Genomic DNA, 14,987 nt, shown 5'->3' on the forward strand with positions numbered 1-14,987 from the left:
CTTCTTAAACATTGATAAAAGTGTCTATTTTCCTTGTTATTTCTTCAATTTCTAAGCTTCCATCAATCTCTTTAAAATTTGGATTCCTAGAGTAGAAATTTAGAACTGGTTGGGTTGTTTCCATGTATTTCTCATACCTTGAAATTATCGTATGAGCATCATCATCAGACCTATTTTCTACAATTTTTCTCTTCTCAAGTCTTTTGAGAATTGTTTCTTTATCGACGTTTAAAAATAAAATTAAATCTATGTTCTGATTTGAACTTTTTAGTAACATTTCTAAATTTTGAGCCTGACTTAATGATCGAGGATATCCATCAAAAATTAATTTGTTTTTTTTTTGAGGATCAGATATTAATTTCTCTATAAGTTTATTAACAATATCATCACTTACAAATTTTCCATTCTTCATATCATTGATTATAACTTTACCAATGTCTGAATTTTTTTTGATTTCTTCTCTTAAAAGATCACCTGTTGAAATTTGAAAAGCATTTAATTTATTTACAAGATATTTAGACTGAGTACCTTTTCCAGCACCAGGAGGTCCAAATAAAATTATATTCACTTACTTACCAAATTTAGTTTTTTTAATCAGTTGTTCGTATTGTGAGCTCATTAATCTTGTTTGTATCTGTGTTACAGTATCAATGGCTACTACAACAACAATTAATATAGATGCACCACCTAAATAAAAGGGTATTGGATAGTTTGCAATTAAAAATTCAGGCATTAAACAAACTAACGTTAAATATAAAGCACCAATTGTTGTTAACTTAATTGAAATATTCTGAATATAAAAAGCTGTACTTTCACCTGGTCTAATTCCTGGAACAAAACCTCCATACTTTCTTAGATTCTCAGCAGTTTCGGTTGGATTGAATGTTATAGAGGTATAAAAAAAAGTGAAAAATATTATTCCTGATGCATATAACAACATATAAAGAGGTTGTCCTTGAGTAAAATAGGAACTCAAATTTAAAAATGTTTCGTTATTTGAAAATGAAAAATTTGAAAATGTTACTGGCAGTAATAGAAGTGCAGAAGCAAAAATTGCAGGAATTACTCCAGCTTGATTTATTTTTAAAGGTAAATGCGATGACTCTCCACCATACATTTTATTACCCATTTGTCTTTTAGGATAATTAATTAGAATTTTTCGTAAGGCTCTTTCCATAAAAACTACAAAAAGAATTGTGACTATTAATAGAACAAATATAGCTAGGATCATAAATGTTGAAACTGCTCCCGTTCTACCTAATTCAAAAGTTGTAACTAAAGCTCTTGGTATTTCAGCCACGATACCAGCAAAAATTATTAACGATATACCGTTACCAATACCTCTTTGAGTGATTTGCTCTCCCAACCACATTAAAAATATTGTACCCGCAACAATAGTTGTAACAGTAGTTATTTTAAAAAAAGCTCCTGGATTAATTACCAGATCAGCAGATGACTCTAAACCAACAGATAAACCATATCCTTGCACAGTTGCAAGTAACACTGTTCCATATCTAGTAATTTGTGTAATTTTGGCTCTTCCTGTCTCACCTTGAGCTTTAAGGTTTTTAAAATAATCAGAAACCCCTGTCAAAAGTTGAACTATAATTGCCGAAGAAATATAAGGCATTATACCTAATGCAAATATAGCCATTCTACTAACTGCACCTCCTGCAAAAACATTAAACATGCCTAACAATCCTTTTTGATTGCCTTCCATCATTATTCTCAATTGTTCTGGGTCTATACCTGGCAAAGGTACAAAAGTTCCAAATCTATAAACGGCTAAAATTAAGATAGTAAATATAATTCTATTTCTTAAATCATTTGTTGATGATGATGCACTCATATAAACAAACTATTTTTTTAATTGAATAGATCCACCAACTTTTTCTAGTTTTTCTATTGCTGATTTAGAGGCTAGGTCAGCTTCAATATTAATTTTATCTTTTACTTCACCAGAACCTAAAATTTTTAATTTTTTTGAGTTTTTATTTATTAATTTAAGTTTTTTTAATAATTCTGAGTTTAATACTTCATTTGGATTAATATTTTTTTTGTCTATGTAAGATTGAATTTTATCTAGATTTAAAATTGCAACATTCTCTTTTAATATCGGGTTAAAACCTCTTTTTGGAAGTCTTCTGTATAATGGCATTTGACCACCTTCAAAACTTTTTATAGCTACCCCAGATCTTGATTTTTGACCTTTAACTCCTCTGCCTGATGTTTTGCCTTTTCCAGAGCCAATTCCTCTTCCAACTCTTATTTTAGATTTATTGATTTTTTCTCTATTATTTAAAGTAATCATTATCCTCTTTTTTCAATTATATCAGAAATTTTTTTATTTCTAATTGCTGATATTTGTTTTGGTGAACTTTGTTTCATTAATGCTTTCATTGTAGCTCTAATAACATTGTGTGCATTAGAAGTTCCCATAGATTTTGCAACAATATCTTTTACTCCTAAAACTTCACATACTGCCCTAATAGGACCTCCTGCAATAATACCTGTCCCTTTTGAAGCAGCTCTTAGAACTATTCTACCCGAGCCATCTTTTGCCTTAACGTCATGATGTATCGTTCTGCCTTCTCTTAATGGTATATGGGTAAGTTTTCTTCTTGCCATCTCATTTGCTTTTTTTATAGCATCAGGTACTTGTTTAGCTTTTGCGTGAGCTATACCAATTTTACCTGCTTGATTTCCAACAACTACAAGCGCTGAAAATCCAAATCTTCTTCCACCTTTAACAACTTTAGTAATTCGATTTATGTGGACTAATTTTTCTAATATATCGTCAGTTTTTTTATCTTTTAAATTTTCCATAATTAAAATTCCATTCCATTTTCTCTTAGAGTTTCTGCAAAAACTTTAATTCTACCGTGATATTTGTAAGAACCTCTATCAAAGTAAATTTTAGTAATTTTTTTCTCTTGAGCTTTTTTAGCTAATTTTTGAGCAACCAATTTAGATAGTTCAGTTTTATTAACTTTGTCTGCTGATCTAAGATCTTTTTCTATAGATGAAGCAGATAATAATGTTACTTTTTTTGTATCATCAATTATTTGAGCTGAAATATTTTTTGATGATCTAGAAATACTTAATCTAAATCTATCTTTTGAAGCAACCTTTTTAACTTTATTGCTAACTCTAAATCTTTTTCTTATACTAGTGTTTAATTTCATTACTTCTTCTTACCTTCTTTTTTTAAAACATACTGTCCTTTTTCTCGAACACCTTTTCCTTTATATGGCTCAATTTTTCTTAGTGTTTTGATTTTAGAAGCAACTTCACCAACTAGCTGCTTATCAGAGCCTGTAATTTTTAAAGTTGTTTGCTTTTCAACCACAATTTTAATGCCTTCTGGTATGTCAAAATTGATATCATGACTATAACCTAATTGTAAGTTTAACTGATTTCCTTTTAACGCTGCTCTATAACCAACACCAACTAATTCTAAGGTTTTTTCATAACCTGTGCTGGATCCAATAACAGCATTATTGATTAAACTTCTATTCATTCCCCAAAGTCTTTTTGAGTTTTGATCTACTTTTTTTGGTTTAATAGAAATTTCTTTACCCTCAATTATGTCTAAATTAAACATATCTAGATCAACATTGATTGATTTTTTCCCTAGAGGTCCCTCTATATTTATAATATTTCCAGCTAAAGCAACTTTTACTTTTTCTGGGATCGATATGTTTATTTTACCTATTTTAGACATTAAAATACCTTACAAATTATTTCGCCACCAACTTTTTGTTTTCTAGCATCTATATCAGTCATTACTCCTTTTGGAGTTGAAACAATAGCAATACCTAAACCATTATTTATTTTAGGTAAGCTATCTGCAGATGAAAAAATTCTTCTACCAGGTTTTGATACTCTTTCAAAAGCACTAATTACTGGATTGCCTGAATGGTACTTAAGTTCTAATGATAGTATGGGTTTCTTTTCTTCAGAACTTACTTTAAAATCTTTAATAAAGCCCTCATTTTTAAGTATATCTGCAATTTTTGTTTTAAAATTAGATGAAGGTAATTCTACTTTTTTATGATTTCTAGCTTGAGCGTTCTTCACTCTTGCAATCATATCTCCTATTGGGTCACTTAAACTCATAATTTTCCTTTCTACCAGCTAGATTTAACTAAGCCAGGTATCTTTCCTTGTAATCCTAATTGTCTTAATGCAATTCTTGAAATCTTTAATTTTCTGTAAACACCATGAGGTCTTCCAGTAATCTCACATCTATTCATAACTCTTATTTTTGCTGAGTTTCTTGGTAATTTAGATAATTTTTGTTGCGCTTTAAATCTTTCTTCTAATGGAATCTTTTTATCCATCACAATCTTTTTTAATGCTTGTCTTTTCTTATAAAGCTTATCTGAAAGCTTAATTCTTTTTTTATTTTTATTAACAGCGCTTAACTTTGCCATGTTTAATTATCTCCTTTTTTAATGAATGGAAAATTCATTTTTTCTAGTAATGCAAAACTATGCTCTTTATTTATTGCTTTAATAACTATTACTATATCTAAACCTCTAACTTTGTCTGCTCTGTCGAAGCTTACTTCTGGGAAAATTATATGTTCTTTAATTCCAAATGTATAATTACCAAATTTGTCAAATCCTTTTGGTGACAAACCTCTAAAATCTTTAATTCTTGGTAATGCAATATTCACTAATCTGTCTAAGAATTCATACATTCTATTTTTTCTTAATGTTACCTTTAAACCAGCATTTGATCCTTTTCTGGTTTTGAAATTTGCTACTGATTTTTTAAACTTAGTTGTAACTGGTTTTTGTCCAGTAATTTTAGCCATATCTTCCTCGCATGATTTTAAAATCTTTGAATCTGTAGCATCTAAACCAAGACCCATATTTAAAACAACTTTCTCAATTCTTGGAGCCATATAAATATTTTTAAAACCAAACTGATCTTTTAATGCAGGCTGAATTTCTTTATTGAATATTTCCTTTAATCTTGGTGTCATTATTTTTTAGCCTCTTTTTTCTTAGCCACTTTTTCATCAATTAGTTTTAAGTTAGAAATATGAATAAAGCTTTCCTTTGGAAAAATTCCACCTTTTTTCTCTTTTGTTGTTTTAACGTGTTTTTTAACCATGTTTATTTCTTTGACTTTAGCTCTGTTATTAACTCTATCAATTTCAATAACTTCGCCCTCTTTTTTTTTATCTTTGCCAGCTAAAACTCTTACTTTCAAACCTTTTTTAATCATTATAAAACCTCCGGTGCCAAAGAAATAATTTTCATTTGACCTCTGCTTCTTAATTCTCTTGTAACTGGTCCAAAAATTCTTGTTCCTACTGGCTCCCCTTTATCATCAACTAACACAGCAGCATTATTATCAAATCTTACTTTAGAACCATCATTTCTGTGAATTCCTTTTTTAACCCTCACAACAACAGCTTTATGTACAGATCCTTTTTTAACTTTTCCTTTAGGTATAGCCTCTTTAACTGCAATCACAATTGTATCACCAATACTAGCGTATCTTCTTTTTGATCCACCTAGAACTTTTATGCACTCAATTCTTTTTGCGCCAGTATTGTCAGCAACTTGTAATTCTGTTTGAACACCAATCATTACTTTGTAATCTCCATAACTTGAAATTTTTTATTTTTAGAAAAGGGTTTGCTCTCAATGATTGAAACTTTGTCACCAGTTTTGAACTTATTATTTTCATCGTGAGCGTTATAGTTTTTTCTAACTCTGATTACTTTTTTTAGAACTGGGTGAGAATATTTACGTTCTACCATAACAGTAACCGTTTTATTTGGTTTATCGCTTATAACTACACCTGTAAGTATTTTTTTAGGCATTTGCTTTTCCTTTTAAAATTGTTTTTAATCTTGCTATTGTTTTTCTAGTTTCTCCAATTTTAGCTGGGTTTGTTACTTGTGAATTCATTTTTTGAAATCTGAAATTAAAAAGATCTTTCTTAAGTTTATCAATATTTTTCACAATTTCGTCCTTTGATAATTTTTTAATTTCTTGTTTTTTCATTATGCAAATCTCTTAATTGTTTTAGTCTTTATAGGTAACTTTGCTGATGCTTTGTACAATGCTTCTTTTGCAATTTGTTCTGAAACACCATCAACTTCAAATAAAATTCTTCCTGGTTTTACTCTGCATGCGAAATACTCTGGAGAACCCTTCCCTTTACCCATTCTAACTTCAATTGGTTTTTTTGAAACTGGTATATTTGGAAAAATTCTTGTCCAAACTCTTCCTTGTCTTTTCATATGTCTCGTTAAAGCAACTCTTGCAGCTTCTATCTGTTTTCCGGTAACTCTTTCGGGCTGCAAAGCTTTTAATGCGTAAGCACCATAGTTAATAGTACTAGCTCTTGTAGCGTTACCATGAATTCTACCTTTATGCGCTTTTCTCCACTTTGTTCTTACTGGTTGAAGCATTACTGTTTACCTTCCTTTGGTGTTACTTTGTTAGTCTCTTGACTAAATTCTCTAGCAAACACCTCACCTTTATAAATCCAAACTTTAATTCCAATAATTCCATAAGTTGTAAGAGCCTCTGCCTCTGCATAATCTATATCAGCTCTTAATGTATGAGATGGAATACTTCCATCTCTTAACCACTCTGTTCTTGCGATTTCATTTCCACCAAGTCTTCCACTGACTGAAACTTTTATTCCTTTGGCTCCCAATCTAATACATGATTGCATTGCTCTTTTCATGGCTCTTCTATAAGAAATTCTTTTAACAAGCTGTTGTGCAATATTTTCTGCTACCAAATAAGCATTCGTCTCAGGTTTTTTTACCTCTTTTATATTTAGATTTACTTCATTTGAAGTTAATTTTGAGAGATTGTTTTTAATTTTATCTATATCACTTCCTTTTTTACCAATCACAAATCCTGGTCTAGAAGTATAAATTGTGACATAACACTTATTAGATGTTCTTTCGATCATTACCTTAGATACACCAGAATTTATTACGTTTTTCTTGATATACTCTCTTATTTTAAAATCTTCGATTAAATAATTTCCAAAATCTTTTTTCTTAGCATACCATACAGAATCCCATCCTCTGTTGACACCTAATCTAAAACCTACAGGATTAACTTTTTGTCCCATGTTTCTCCATTTGTTTTGTTTCTGATAAAATTATTGTAACAGTTGACCAAGGTTTTAATATTGGTGCCGCTCTTCCTTTGGCTCTTGGTCTAAATCTTTTCATAACTATTTTTTTTCCACAATATGCTTCTTTAACTATTAATTTATCAATATCGTATTGAAAATTATTTTCAGCATTGGCAACCGCTGAGCTAATTGTTTTTCTAACATCTCTAGTAACTCTTTTTTCTGAAAACTGTAAATCTCTAATTGCAACATCAACTTTTTTACCAACAATACTTCTAAGTATTGGATTTAACTTTCTAACACTTGATCTAATACCGTTATTAACAGACTTCACTGTTTTTTCGATAGATTTATCTATTTTCTTTTTATTGCCCATAATTATTTCTTCTCTGCTGTTGCTGGTTTAGCTTTTTTATCGGCCGGTGTATGACCAAAGAACGTTCTTGTTGGCGCAAACTCACCTAATTTATGTCCTACCATATCTTCCGAAACAGTTATTGGTATAAATTTTTTACCATTATAAATTTGGAAACTTACCCCTACAAAATCTGGTAAAATTGTAGATTTTCTTGACCAAGTTTTAATAGGAATTTTCTTTGGATCATCTTTGTACTTGTCGACTTTCTTCATCAAGCTCTCCTCTACAAACGGACCTTTCCAAACTGCTCTAGCCATTACTTAGTATCCTTCCTCTTATTTCTTCTCTTAACTATAAATTTATCTGTTCTCTTATTATCCCGAGTTTTTAAACCTTTAGCAGATTGTCCTGTAGGTGAAACTGGATGTCTTCCTCCAGCAGATTTTCCTTCTCCACCTCCATGTGGGTGATCAACTGGGTTTTTAACAACACCTCTAGTATGAGGTCTTCTACCCAACCACCTTGATCTACCTGCTTTTCCAATTTTAATATTTTTTTGATCTGGATTACTTAAAATTCCAATTGTAGCTAAAGCTCTTGAATCTATTCTTCTCACTTCACCTGAGGCTAATTTTATTAAACTATAGTTTCCATCTAGACCACTAATAGTAACTGATGAACCAGCTGCTCTAGCAATTTTTCCACCACCACCTGGCTGTATCTCGACATTATGTATATTTATGCCAACTGGAATGTCTTGCAATGGCATACAATTACCTACTTTGATTTCTTTTTTAGAACCACTTTCAACTTTATCTCCAACTTTAATTTTTTGCGGTGCTAAGAAATATGAGTGAGTACCATCCTCAAATTTAACTAACATAATGTAGCATGATCTATTAGGATCATATTCAATTCTTTCAACTGTGGCCTCCATGTCGAATTTTTTTCTATAAAAATCAACATGTCTGTACATTTTTTTATGCCCACCAGCTCTATTAATAGAGGTAATATGACCGTTGTTATTTCTACCTTTCATGGCATTTTTTGGAGAGACAAGCGTCTTAAAAGGTTTGCCTTTCCATAAACCAGTTCTGTCAACTAAAATGGTACCTCTCGTAGATTTTGTATATGGTTTAAAAGTTTTTAATGCCATTTATTAAATTCCTGTTGTTAGATCAATGCTCTGACCTTTTTTTAATGTAATTATTGCTTTTTTATATCCAGATACTTTCACTTTTCTACCTCTGGTAACTTTTGTTCTGTTCTGTTTGTTAATAATATTTATCTTAGTCACATTAACTTTGAATATTTTCTCAATATTCTTTTTTAAATTTTTCTTATTTGCACCATCTGGAACTTTAAAAACAATTTTATTTAGTTCAGATAAGTTAGTTGATTTCTCAGTAACCACCGGAGAAAGAATTTTGTCGTATAAATGAATCTTTTCCATATTATGAATATCTCTTTTCTAGTTCTTTTACAGAACTTTCTGTAAAAACTACTTTTTTAAATTTAATAATATCATAAGCACTGAAATGATTTACATCTGTAACTTTAACATTTGGAATATTTCTTACTGATTTTTCGATTTTTTCTTTAGAACTTTTATCTAAAATTATTAGTGAATTTTTAATTTCAAGTTTATTAATGATTGAGTTCATCTCTTTTGTTTTTTTAATTTCAGAACTAAAATCATTTAAGATTAATAAATTTTTATTGTTATTTTTTTCAGTAATTAATGAGGCTACACTTTGTTTTTTCTCAGTTTTGTTTAGTTTTCTTTTTTTATAAGCCAATTCACCTTTTGGTCCATGAGCAATACCACCGCCAACAAATATAGGAGCTTTTCTACTTGCATGCCTTGCACCACCTGTTCCCTTTTGTGCATATATTTTTGATGTTGGTCCTCTTACTTCATTTTGTTGTTTAGTTTTTGCGTGTCTTCCTTTGTAATTAGCATTCGTTTTGTAAAGAACAGCACTTACCAACTTGTGGTTAATTTTTGCTGAAAAAATCTTATCCAAAACTTCAATACTATCTTTTTTCCCGTCTATGCTTATTTTATCTAATTTCATTATTTTTTCTTTTTCTCAGGTGTTTTTTTAGCCTCTTCAGCAGCAGCTTGTTTCTCACCAATTGTCATTTTGCTTATATTTTTTACTGATTTTTTAACCATTACTTCAGAATTTTTTGAACCAGGTATTGATCCTTTTAGGTAAAGAAGTTCGTTTTCTAAGTCAGTTTTTATTATTTCAATATTTTGCATTGTTCTTAGCTTGTCACCCATATGACCAGCCATTTTTTTTCCTTTAAAAACTTTTCCTGGATCTTGACTATGCCCTGTTGAACCATGTGCTCTGTGAGAAATAGAAACACCATGACTGGCTCTTAAACCACCAAAATTATGTCTCTTCATAGCACCTGCAAAACCTTTACCAATTGTTTTTGATCTTGTGTCTACAAATTTAATATCTTTGAATATTTCTAAACCAAACTCGTTTCCTTCTTTATAAACAGATGTGTCGTTTACTCTAAATTCTTTTAATCTTTTCTTAGCTTCAGTATTTTTTTTAGCAAAAACACCTTTCATAGCTTTTGTTAATTTTGAATTTTTAATTTTCCCGTATCCAAGCTGAACAGCCTTGTACCCTCTTTTTTCTTCTTCAATAACCTGAATAACTCTGGCTTTTTCAACCTTAAGCACAGTCACAGGAACTAACTGACCAGATTTATAGAATTCTCTGGTCATACCTATTTTCTTTCCTAATAAAGCTATCTCGCTCATAATTAAATTTTTATCTCCACATCTACACCAGAAGCTAAATCAAGTTTCATCAATGCTTCTACAGTTTGTGGTGTTGGTTCAATGATATCTATTAATCTTTTGTGTGTTCTTGATTCAAATTGCTCTCTACTTTTCTTATCTATGTGAGGTGATCTTAATACAGTGTATCTTTCAATTCTTGTAGGTAATGGAATAGGACCTTTAATTGTAGCCCCAGTTCTTTTAACTGTATTTACAATTTCTTCTGTTGAAGCGTCTAGAACCTTATTATCGTACGCTCTTAGTTTTATTCTTATGTTTTGCTTTTCCATTAACCCGCTACCTTTTTAGTTACTTCGTCTTGAACGTTTTGAGGAACTTTAGAATAATGATCAAAGAACATTGAATATTGTGCTCTTCCTTGTGACATTGATCTAAGATTATTGATATAACCAAACATATTGGCTAGAGGAACCATAGCTGTAATTACAGTTGCATTTCCTCTTTGTTCTTGAGTGCTAATTTGCCCTCTTCTACTGTTTAAATCACCTATAACATCTCCCATATAGTCCTCTGGAGTAACGACTTCTACTCTCATAATTGGTTCTAGAAGTTTTAATCCACCTTGAGTACAAGCTTCTTTAAAACATGCTCTACTTGCAAGTTCAAAGGCTAAAACGCTTGAGTCAACGTCATGATGTAAACCATCAACAATAGTTACTTTGTAATCGATCATTGGGAAACCTGCCAAAATTCCACTATCAGACACAGTTTCAATACCTTTTTCAACACCAGGAATAAATTCTTTTGGAATAGCTCCACCCTTAATAGCACTTTCAACTTCTCTTCCTTTTCCTGGTTCTTGAGGTTCAACAAATAATTTAACCTTAGCAAACTGACCGGCACCACCACTTTGTTTTTTATGTATGTATTCATACTCAGCAGATTTTTCTATAGTTTCTCTGTAAGCAACTTGTGGAGCACCTACGTTAGCTTCAACTTTAAATTCTCTTTTCATTCGATCAACAATAATATCTAAGTGAAGTTCACCCATACCTTTAATGATTGTTTGACCCGACTCTTCATCTGAAGAAACTCTAAATGATGGATCCTCTTTAGCTAATCTTGCTAATGCTTCACCCATTTTTTCTTGATCACCTTTTGTTTTTGGCTCTACAGCAATTTCAATTACTGGGTCTGGGAATTCCATTGGCTCTAATAAAACTGGATTTTCTTTGTCACATAAAGTGTGACCAGTCATAGTATTTTTTAATCCTGCTAGTGAAACAATATCACCTGCATTAGCCTCTTTAATATCTTCTCTTGAATTAGCATGCATTAAAAGCATACGACCAACTCTTTCTTCCTTATCAGATGAAGAGTTGTATACGGCAGTTCCAGACTTAATTGTACCAGAATAAATTCTAACAAATGTTAAAGAACCTACAAAAGGATCGTTTGCAACTTTAAATGCTAAACCGGAAAAAGAAGAACTATCATCAAATTTCATTTCTATTTCATCTTCTGATCCAACTTTTGTTCCTTTAATTGAACCAATATCAACTGGACTAGGCAAGTAGTTCACAACTGCATCTAGTAAAGGCTGAACACCTTTATTTTTAAAGGCAGATCCAGTTAAAACAGGAACAAAACTAAAATCCAATGTTCCTTTTCTTATGCATTTAACCAAATCTTCTTCCTTAATTTCGTCTCCATTTAAGTAAGATTCCATTAACTTTTCATCTTGTTCTACAGCAGTTTCGATTAATTCCGTTCTGTACTTTTCAGTTATTTCTTTAAGATCATCAGGAATATCTTTGTATTCCCATTCTGCACCTAAAGCCTCATTTTTCCAAACTTGAGCTTTCATTTTAACTAAATCAACAACTCCAGTTAGAGAAGCTTCAATTCCAATAGGAACTTGTAATACTAATGGCTTGGCACCTAATCTATCTTTAATCATGTCTACACATCTAAAAAAATCAGCACCTGTTCTGTCTAATTTGTTTACAAAACAAATTCTCGGCACTTTATACTTATCAGCTTGTCTCCATACAGTTTCGGATTGTGGTTCTACACCTGCTACACCATCAAAAACAGCTACTGCACCATCTAAAACTTTTAAAGATCTCTCTACTTCAATAGTAAAGTCTACGTGACCTGGAGTATCTATGATATTAACTCTGTGATCATTCCAAAAACAAGTAGTTGCTGCGGAAGTAATTGTGATACCTCTTTCTTGTTCTTGTTCCATCCAATCCATAGTAGCTGCACCATCGTGAACTTCACCAATTTTATGACTTTTACCTGTGTAATATAAAATTCTTTCTGTAGTAGTTGTTTTACCAGCATCTATATGGGCCATGATCCCAATGTTTCTGTATTTATCTAATGAATGAGTTCTAGCCATATCCTATTACCACCTAAAATGAGCAAATGCCTTATTGGACTCTGCCATTTTGTGTACATCCTCTCTTTTTTTAACGGCAGCACCTTTTTTTTCATAAGCATCATAAAGCTCATTAAAAATTTTATCTGCCATATGTTTATCTTTTCTTTTTCTTGCTGACTCAACTAACCATCTAATGGCTAAAGCTTGTGCTCTTTTACTTTTTACCTCAACAGGAACTTGATAAGTTGCACCACCAACTCTTCTAGATCTAACTTCTACAGTTGGTTTGATGTTATTAATTGCTTCATTGAAAATATTAATCGGTTCATCTTTAGTTTTTGTTTTAATTTTATCTATAGCGTCATAAACTATTTTGGCAGCAATACCTCTTTTGCCGTCATACATGATATTGTTGATTAATTTAGGAATAATAGTTGATTTGAATTTTGGATCTGGAACTACATTTTTTTTCGGTTGAGTTTTTTTTCTAGACATTATTTACCCTTTTTCGTTCCGTATAAAGATCTTCTTTGTTTTCTATTTGCAACACCTTGAGTATCTAGATTGCCTCTTAAAATATGATAACGAACACCTGGTAAATCTTTTACCCTACCACCTCTAATCAGAACTACCGAGTGTTCTTGAAGGTTATGACCTTCGCCTGGAATATAAGCTGTAACTTCAAATCCATTTGACAATCTCACTCTAGCAACTTTTCTTAATGCAGAGTTTGGTTTCTTAGGAGTTGTTGTATAAACTTTTACACAAACACCTCTCTTTAAAGGTTGTTTTTGTAGAGCAGGAACTTTGTTCCTCGCTACTGGTTTCACTCTTTTTTTTCTTAACAACTGATTAATAGTTGGCATAAATATTTTAAAATTAATTAATTTATTTTTAGATGAAAATAACTGACAGGTTATTTTGTGGCAGCGTTTAGTACCGTTAGAAGCACTACATTCCAACCAAAAACATCGCCAAATTACTTATTAATAGCCCTTTGTCAAACTAAAACTGCAATTTTTAGGCGATTTTTTTACTGATTTGCCTGTGTTTCTTCGGGTTCTGAAGCTTCTATTTTATCCTGCTCTGCTAAGAAATTATTATCGTCCTCGAGAGCTTTATTGTTCCATCTGTTTTTAATATTACCAGTACCTGCAGGAACTAATCTTCCAACAATTACGTTCTCTTTTAGGCCATTTAATGGATCAACTTTTCCTTTAATTGCAGCGTCTGTTAATACTCTTGTTGTTTCTTGGAAAGAAGCAGCTGAAATAAACGATTCTGTTTGAAGTGAAGCCTTAGTAATACCCATTAGAACTCTTTCACCAACGGCTGGTGTTTTTCCTTCTGCAACCAATTTTTCATTAGTATTGTCAAACTTAATTCTATCAACCACTTCACCAGGTAAATAACTTGAGTCACCTGATACTTTAACCTCAACTTTTTTAAGCATTTGTCTTAAAATAGTTTCAATATGCTTATCGTTTATTATTACACCTTGTAATCTATAAACTTCTTGAACTTGATTAACAAAATATTCTGTTAAATCTTTGATTCCTAAAATTCTTAAAATATCATGTGGCAGTGGTTGACCATCTAGAAGATACTCTCCTTTTTGAATTTTTTCGCCTGGATTGAAATTGATATGTTTACCTTTTGGAATTAAATAATTTGAAGGTTCTGATCCATCTTCAGGAACAATAGATACTCTTTGTTTGCCTCTTACCTCTTTACCAAAAACAACACTACCATCATTTTCTGCAATGATCGCACTATCCTTGGCCTTTCTAGCTTCAAATAACTCAGCAACTCTTGGAAGACCTCCGGTAATATCTTTTGTTTTTGTAGTTTCCTTAGGTAATCTTGCAATTACATCACCTGCATAAACTTTTTGACCATCTTTAATTGATAAAATCGAATCTGGTACTAGATAATATCTAGCTTCATTATCGTCAGCTTTTTTAATCACATTTCCTTTTTCATCTCTTAAAGTAATTCTAGGTTTTAAATCAGTACTTTTTGATTGACCTCTCCAATCAATTACTGATTTAGAAGAAATTCCTGTTGCATCGTCAGTAGTTTCTTGAATTGATACACCATCAATTAAATCTACATAACTAGCTGTACCACTTTTCTCTGCTATAACTGGTGTTGTGTAAGGATCCCATTCACATATTTTAGTATTTGCTTTGACTTTGTCACCATTGTTAAAAAATAATCTTGAACCATAGGCAACTTTATAAACAGCTATCTGAACTCCTTTGTCATCCTCTATAGAAAGTTGAGTGTTGCAAATAGAAAACAAAGAAGATCTTTATACGGAACGAAAAAGGGTAAATAATGTCTAG

At 31.4% G+C, this 14,987-nt stretch carries 25 protein-coding genes and 1 pseudogene; all 26 read right to left on the reverse strand.

Annotated features, from left to right (window positions below):
• Positions 1-4 precede the first annotated feature (4 nt).
• Positions 5-568, reverse strand: a complete 564-nt coding sequence (locus AMO08_RS03540) for an adenylate kinase (RefSeq protein ID WP_075485240.1) — start codon at positions 566-568, stop codon at positions 5-7.
• On the reverse strand, positions 569-1,849 hold the full coding sequence (secY, locus tag AMO08_RS03545) for a preprotein translocase subunit SecY (RefSeq protein WP_075485241.1): 1,281 nt from the start codon (positions 1,847-1,849) through the stop codon (positions 569-571).
• A 9-nt stretch (positions 1,850-1,858) separates the two neighbouring features.
• A complete protein-coding gene (gene rplO, locus AMO08_RS03550; protein ID WP_075485243.1) occupies positions 1,859-2,311 on the reverse strand; it encodes a 50S ribosomal protein L15 in 453 nt (150 codons plus the stop codon).
• Complete coding sequence (rpsE, locus tag AMO08_RS03555) at positions 2,311-2,826, reverse strand: 30S ribosomal protein S5 (RefSeq protein WP_075485245.1); 516 nt, start codon at positions 2,824-2,826, stop codon at positions 2,311-2,313. Before rpsE ends, rplO begins: the two co-directional genes overlap by 1 nt.
• Positions 2,827-2,828: 2 nt before the next feature.
• Positions 2,829-3,185 carry a 50S ribosomal protein L18 gene (gene rplR / locus AMO08_RS03560; protein ID WP_075485247.1) on the reverse strand — a complete coding sequence of 119 codons (357 nt, stop codon included), beginning with the start codon at positions 3,183-3,185 and terminating at the stop codon, positions 2,829-2,831.
• Positions 3,185-3,724 carry a 50S ribosomal protein L6 gene (gene rplF, locus AMO08_RS03565; RefSeq protein WP_023853715.1) on the reverse strand — a complete coding sequence of 180 codons (540 nt, stop codon included), beginning with the start codon at positions 3,722-3,724 and terminating at the stop codon, positions 3,185-3,187. Before rplF ends, rplR begins: the two co-directional genes overlap by 1 nt.
• On the reverse strand, positions 3,724-4,119 hold the full coding sequence (rpsH, locus tag AMO08_RS03570) for a 30S ribosomal protein S8 (RefSeq protein WP_075485249.1): 396 nt from the start codon (positions 4,117-4,119) through the stop codon (positions 3,724-3,726). The genes rplF and rpsH overlap by 1 nt, the downstream gene beginning before the upstream one ends.
• An 11-nt stretch (positions 4,120-4,130) precedes the next feature.
• Positions 4,131-4,436, reverse strand: a complete 306-nt coding sequence (gene rpsN / locus AMO08_RS03575; RefSeq protein ID WP_075485252.1) for a 30S ribosomal protein S14 — start codon at positions 4,434-4,436, stop codon at positions 4,131-4,133.
• Between the two features lie 2 nt (positions 4,437-4,438).
• On the reverse strand, positions 4,439-4,993 hold the full coding sequence (gene rplE / locus AMO08_RS03580; RefSeq protein ID WP_072091180.1) for a 50S ribosomal protein L5: 555 nt from the start codon (positions 4,991-4,993) through the stop codon (positions 4,439-4,441).
• On the reverse strand, positions 4,993-5,238 hold the full coding sequence (gene rplX / locus AMO08_RS03585; protein WP_075485254.1) for a 50S ribosomal protein L24: 246 nt from the start codon (positions 5,236-5,238) through the stop codon (positions 4,993-4,995). Before rplX ends, rplE begins: the two co-directional genes overlap by 1 nt.
• Positions 5,238-5,606, reverse strand: a complete 369-nt coding sequence (gene rplN, locus AMO08_RS03590) for a 50S ribosomal protein L14 (protein ID WP_023853710.1) — start codon at positions 5,604-5,606, stop codon at positions 5,238-5,240. Before rplN ends, rplX begins: the two co-directional genes overlap by 1 nt.
• Entirely contained in the window at positions 5,606-5,842 is a 237-nt protein-coding gene (gene rpsQ / locus AMO08_RS03595) for a 30S ribosomal protein S17 (RefSeq protein WP_075485257.1), read from the reverse strand. Before rpsQ ends, rplN begins: the two co-directional genes overlap by 1 nt.
• Positions 5,835-6,026, reverse strand: coding sequence for a 50S ribosomal protein L29 (gene rpmC / locus AMO08_RS03600; protein WP_023853708.1), 192 nt, complete (start codon positions 6,024-6,026; stop codon positions 5,835-5,837). Before rpmC ends, rpsQ begins: the two co-directional genes overlap by 8 nt.
• Positions 6,026-6,436, reverse strand: a complete 411-nt coding sequence (gene rplP / locus AMO08_RS03605) for a 50S ribosomal protein L16 (RefSeq protein ID WP_023853707.1) — start codon at positions 6,434-6,436, stop codon at positions 6,026-6,028. The genes rpmC and rplP overlap by 1 nt, the downstream gene beginning before the upstream one ends.
• On the reverse strand, positions 6,436-7,116 hold the full coding sequence (rpsC, locus tag AMO08_RS03610; RefSeq protein WP_023853706.1) for a 30S ribosomal protein S3: 681 nt from the start codon (positions 7,114-7,116) through the stop codon (positions 6,436-6,438). Before rpsC ends, rplP begins: the two co-directional genes overlap by 1 nt.
• Positions 7,100-7,498 (reverse strand): 50S ribosomal protein L22, encoded by a 399-nt coding sequence (rplV, locus tag AMO08_RS03615; RefSeq protein WP_075485260.1) that lies wholly within the window; start codon positions 7,496-7,498, stop codon positions 7,100-7,102. The genes rpsC and rplV overlap by 17 nt, the downstream gene beginning before the upstream one ends.
• A 2-nt stretch (positions 7,499-7,500) precedes the next feature.
• Complete coding sequence (gene rpsS, locus AMO08_RS03620; RefSeq protein WP_023853704.1) at positions 7,501-7,797, reverse strand: 30S ribosomal protein S19; 297 nt, start codon at positions 7,795-7,797, stop codon at positions 7,501-7,503.
• Positions 7,797-8,636, reverse strand: a complete 840-nt coding sequence (gene rplB / locus AMO08_RS03625; RefSeq protein WP_075485263.1) for a 50S ribosomal protein L2 — start codon at positions 8,634-8,636, stop codon at positions 7,797-7,799. The genes rpsS and rplB overlap by 1 nt, the downstream gene beginning before the upstream one ends.
• Before the next feature lie 3 nt (positions 8,637-8,639).
• Positions 8,640-8,933 (reverse strand): 50S ribosomal protein L23, encoded by a 294-nt coding sequence (gene rplW, locus AMO08_RS03630; RefSeq protein ID WP_072091192.1) that lies wholly within the window; start codon positions 8,931-8,933, stop codon positions 8,640-8,642.
• A gap of 1 nt (position 8,934) precedes the next feature.
• Positions 8,935-9,558 carry a 50S ribosomal protein L4 gene (gene rplD, locus AMO08_RS03635; RefSeq protein ID WP_075485266.1) on the reverse strand — a complete coding sequence of 208 codons (624 nt, stop codon included), beginning with the start codon at positions 9,556-9,558 and terminating at the stop codon, positions 8,935-8,937.
• Positions 9,558-10,268, reverse strand: a complete 711-nt coding sequence (gene rplC / locus AMO08_RS03640) for a 50S ribosomal protein L3 (protein WP_075485269.1) — start codon at positions 10,266-10,268, stop codon at positions 9,558-9,560. The genes rplD and rplC overlap by 1 nt, the downstream gene beginning before the upstream one ends.
• 2 nt (positions 10,269-10,270) lie before the next feature.
• On the reverse strand, positions 10,271-10,579 hold the full coding sequence (rpsJ, locus tag AMO08_RS03645; RefSeq protein WP_023853699.1) for a 30S ribosomal protein S10: 309 nt from the start codon (positions 10,577-10,579) through the stop codon (positions 10,271-10,273).
• Positions 10,579-12,657: an elongation factor G gene (fusA, locus tag AMO08_RS03650; protein WP_075485272.1), complete on the reverse strand. Its 2,079-nt coding sequence runs from the start codon at positions 12,655-12,657 to the stop codon at positions 10,579-10,581. The genes rpsJ and fusA overlap by 1 nt, the downstream gene beginning before the upstream one ends.
• A 6-nt stretch (positions 12,658-12,663) precedes the next feature.
• Entirely contained in the window at positions 12,664-13,134 is a 471-nt protein-coding gene (gene rpsG, locus AMO08_RS03655; protein ID WP_075485276.1) for a 30S ribosomal protein S7, read from the reverse strand.
• Positions 13,134-13,505 (reverse strand): 30S ribosomal protein S12, encoded by a 372-nt coding sequence (rpsL, locus tag AMO08_RS03660; protein ID WP_075485279.1) that lies wholly within the window; start codon positions 13,503-13,505, stop codon positions 13,134-13,136. Before rpsL ends, rpsG begins: the two co-directional genes overlap by 1 nt.
• A 167-nt stretch (positions 13,506-13,672) precedes the next feature.
• Positions 13,673-14,929 (reverse strand): annotated as a pseudogene (locus tag AMO08_RS03665) (DNA-directed RNA polymerase subunit beta'); the annotation flags it as partial.
• Positions 14,930-14,987 lie beyond the last annotated feature (58 nt).

The organism is Candidatus Pelagibacter communis (assembly GCF_001180205.1).
In the GTDB taxonomy this organism is placed as follows: Bacteria; Pseudomonadota; Alphaproteobacteria; order Pelagibacterales; family Pelagibacteraceae; genus Pelagibacter; species Pelagibacter ubique_O.

Excerpts from the sequence above, each read along its gene's own strand:
- secY (WP_075485241.1), bottom strand. The coding sequence starts at position 1,849 with ATGAGTGCATCATCATCAACAAATGATTTAAGAAATAGAATTATATTT.
- rplO (WP_075485243.1), bottom strand. The coding sequence starts at position 2,311 with ATGATTACTTTAAATAATAGAGAAAAAATCAATAAATCTAAAATAAGA.
- rpsE (WP_075485245.1), bottom strand. The coding sequence starts at position 2,826 with ATGGAAAATTTAAAAGATAAAAAAACTGACGATATATTAGAAAAATTA.
- rplR (WP_075485247.1), bottom strand. The coding sequence starts at position 3,185 with ATGAAATTAAACACTAGTATAAGAAAAAGATTTAGAGTTAGCAATAAA.
- rplF (WP_023853715.1), bottom strand. The coding sequence starts at position 3,724 with ATGTCTAAAATAGGTAAAATAAACATATCGATCCCAGAAAAAGTAAAA.
- rpsH (WP_075485249.1), bottom strand. The coding sequence starts at position 4,119 with ATGAGTTTAAGTGACCCAATAGGAGATATGATTGCAAGAGTGAAGAAC.
- rpsN (WP_075485252.1), bottom strand. The coding sequence starts at position 4,436 with ATGGCAAAGTTAAGCGCTGTTAATAAAAATAAAAAAAGAATTAAGCTT.
- rplE (WP_072091180.1), bottom strand. The coding sequence starts at position 4,993 with ATGACACCAAGATTAAAGGAAATATTCAATAAAGAAATTCAGCCTGCA.
- rplX (WP_075485254.1), bottom strand. The coding sequence starts at position 5,238 with ATGATTAAAAAAGGTTTGAAAGTAAGAGTTTTAGCTGGCAAAGATAAA.
- rplN (WP_023853710.1), bottom strand. The coding sequence starts at position 5,606 with ATGATTGGTGTTCAAACAGAATTACAAGTTGCTGACAATACTGGCGCA.
- rpsQ (WP_075485257.1), bottom strand. The coding sequence starts at position 5,842 with ATGCCTAAAAAAATACTTACAGGTGTAGTTATAAGCGATAAACCAAAT.
- rpmC (WP_023853708.1), bottom strand. The coding sequence starts at position 6,026 with ATGAAAAAACAAGAAATTAAAAAATTATCAAAGGACGAAATTGTGAAA.
- rplP (WP_023853707.1), bottom strand. The coding sequence starts at position 6,436 with ATGCTTCAACCAGTAAGAACAAAGTGGAGAAAAGCGCATAAAGGTAGA.
- rpsC (WP_023853706.1), bottom strand. The coding sequence starts at position 7,116 with ATGGGACAAAAAGTTAATCCTGTAGGTTTTAGATTAGGTGTCAACAGA.
- rplV (WP_075485260.1), bottom strand. The coding sequence starts at position 7,498 with ATGGGCAATAAAAAGAAAATAGATAAATCTATCGAAAAAACAGTGAAG.
- rpsS (WP_023853704.1), bottom strand. The coding sequence starts at position 7,797 with ATGGCTAGAGCAGTTTGGAAAGGTCCGTTTGTAGAGGAGAGCTTGATG.
- rplB (WP_075485263.1), bottom strand. The coding sequence starts at position 8,636 with ATGGCATTAAAAACTTTTAAACCATATACAAAATCTACGAGAGGTACC.
- rplW (WP_072091192.1), bottom strand. The coding sequence starts at position 8,933 with ATGGAAAAGATTCATTTATACGACAAAATTCTTTCTCCGGTGGTTACT.
- rplD (WP_075485266.1), bottom strand. The coding sequence starts at position 9,558 with ATGAAATTAGATAAAATAAGCATAGACGGGAAAAAAGATAGTATTGAA.
- rplC (WP_075485269.1), bottom strand. The coding sequence starts at position 10,268 with ATGAGCGAGATAGCTTTATTAGGAAAGAAAATAGGTATGACCAGAGAA.
- rpsJ (WP_023853699.1), bottom strand. The coding sequence starts at position 10,579 with ATGGAAAAGCAAAACATAAGAATAAAACTAAGAGCGTACGATAATAAG.
- fusA (WP_075485272.1), bottom strand. The coding sequence starts at position 12,657 with ATGGCTAGAACTCATTCATTAGATAAATACAGAAACATTGGGATCATG.
- rpsG (WP_075485276.1), bottom strand. The coding sequence starts at position 13,134 with ATGTCTAGAAAAAAAACTCAACCGAAAAAAAATGTAGTTCCAGATCCA.
- rpsL (WP_075485279.1), bottom strand. The coding sequence starts at position 13,505 with ATGCCAACTATTAATCAGTTGTTAAGAAAAAAAAGAGTGAAACCAGTA.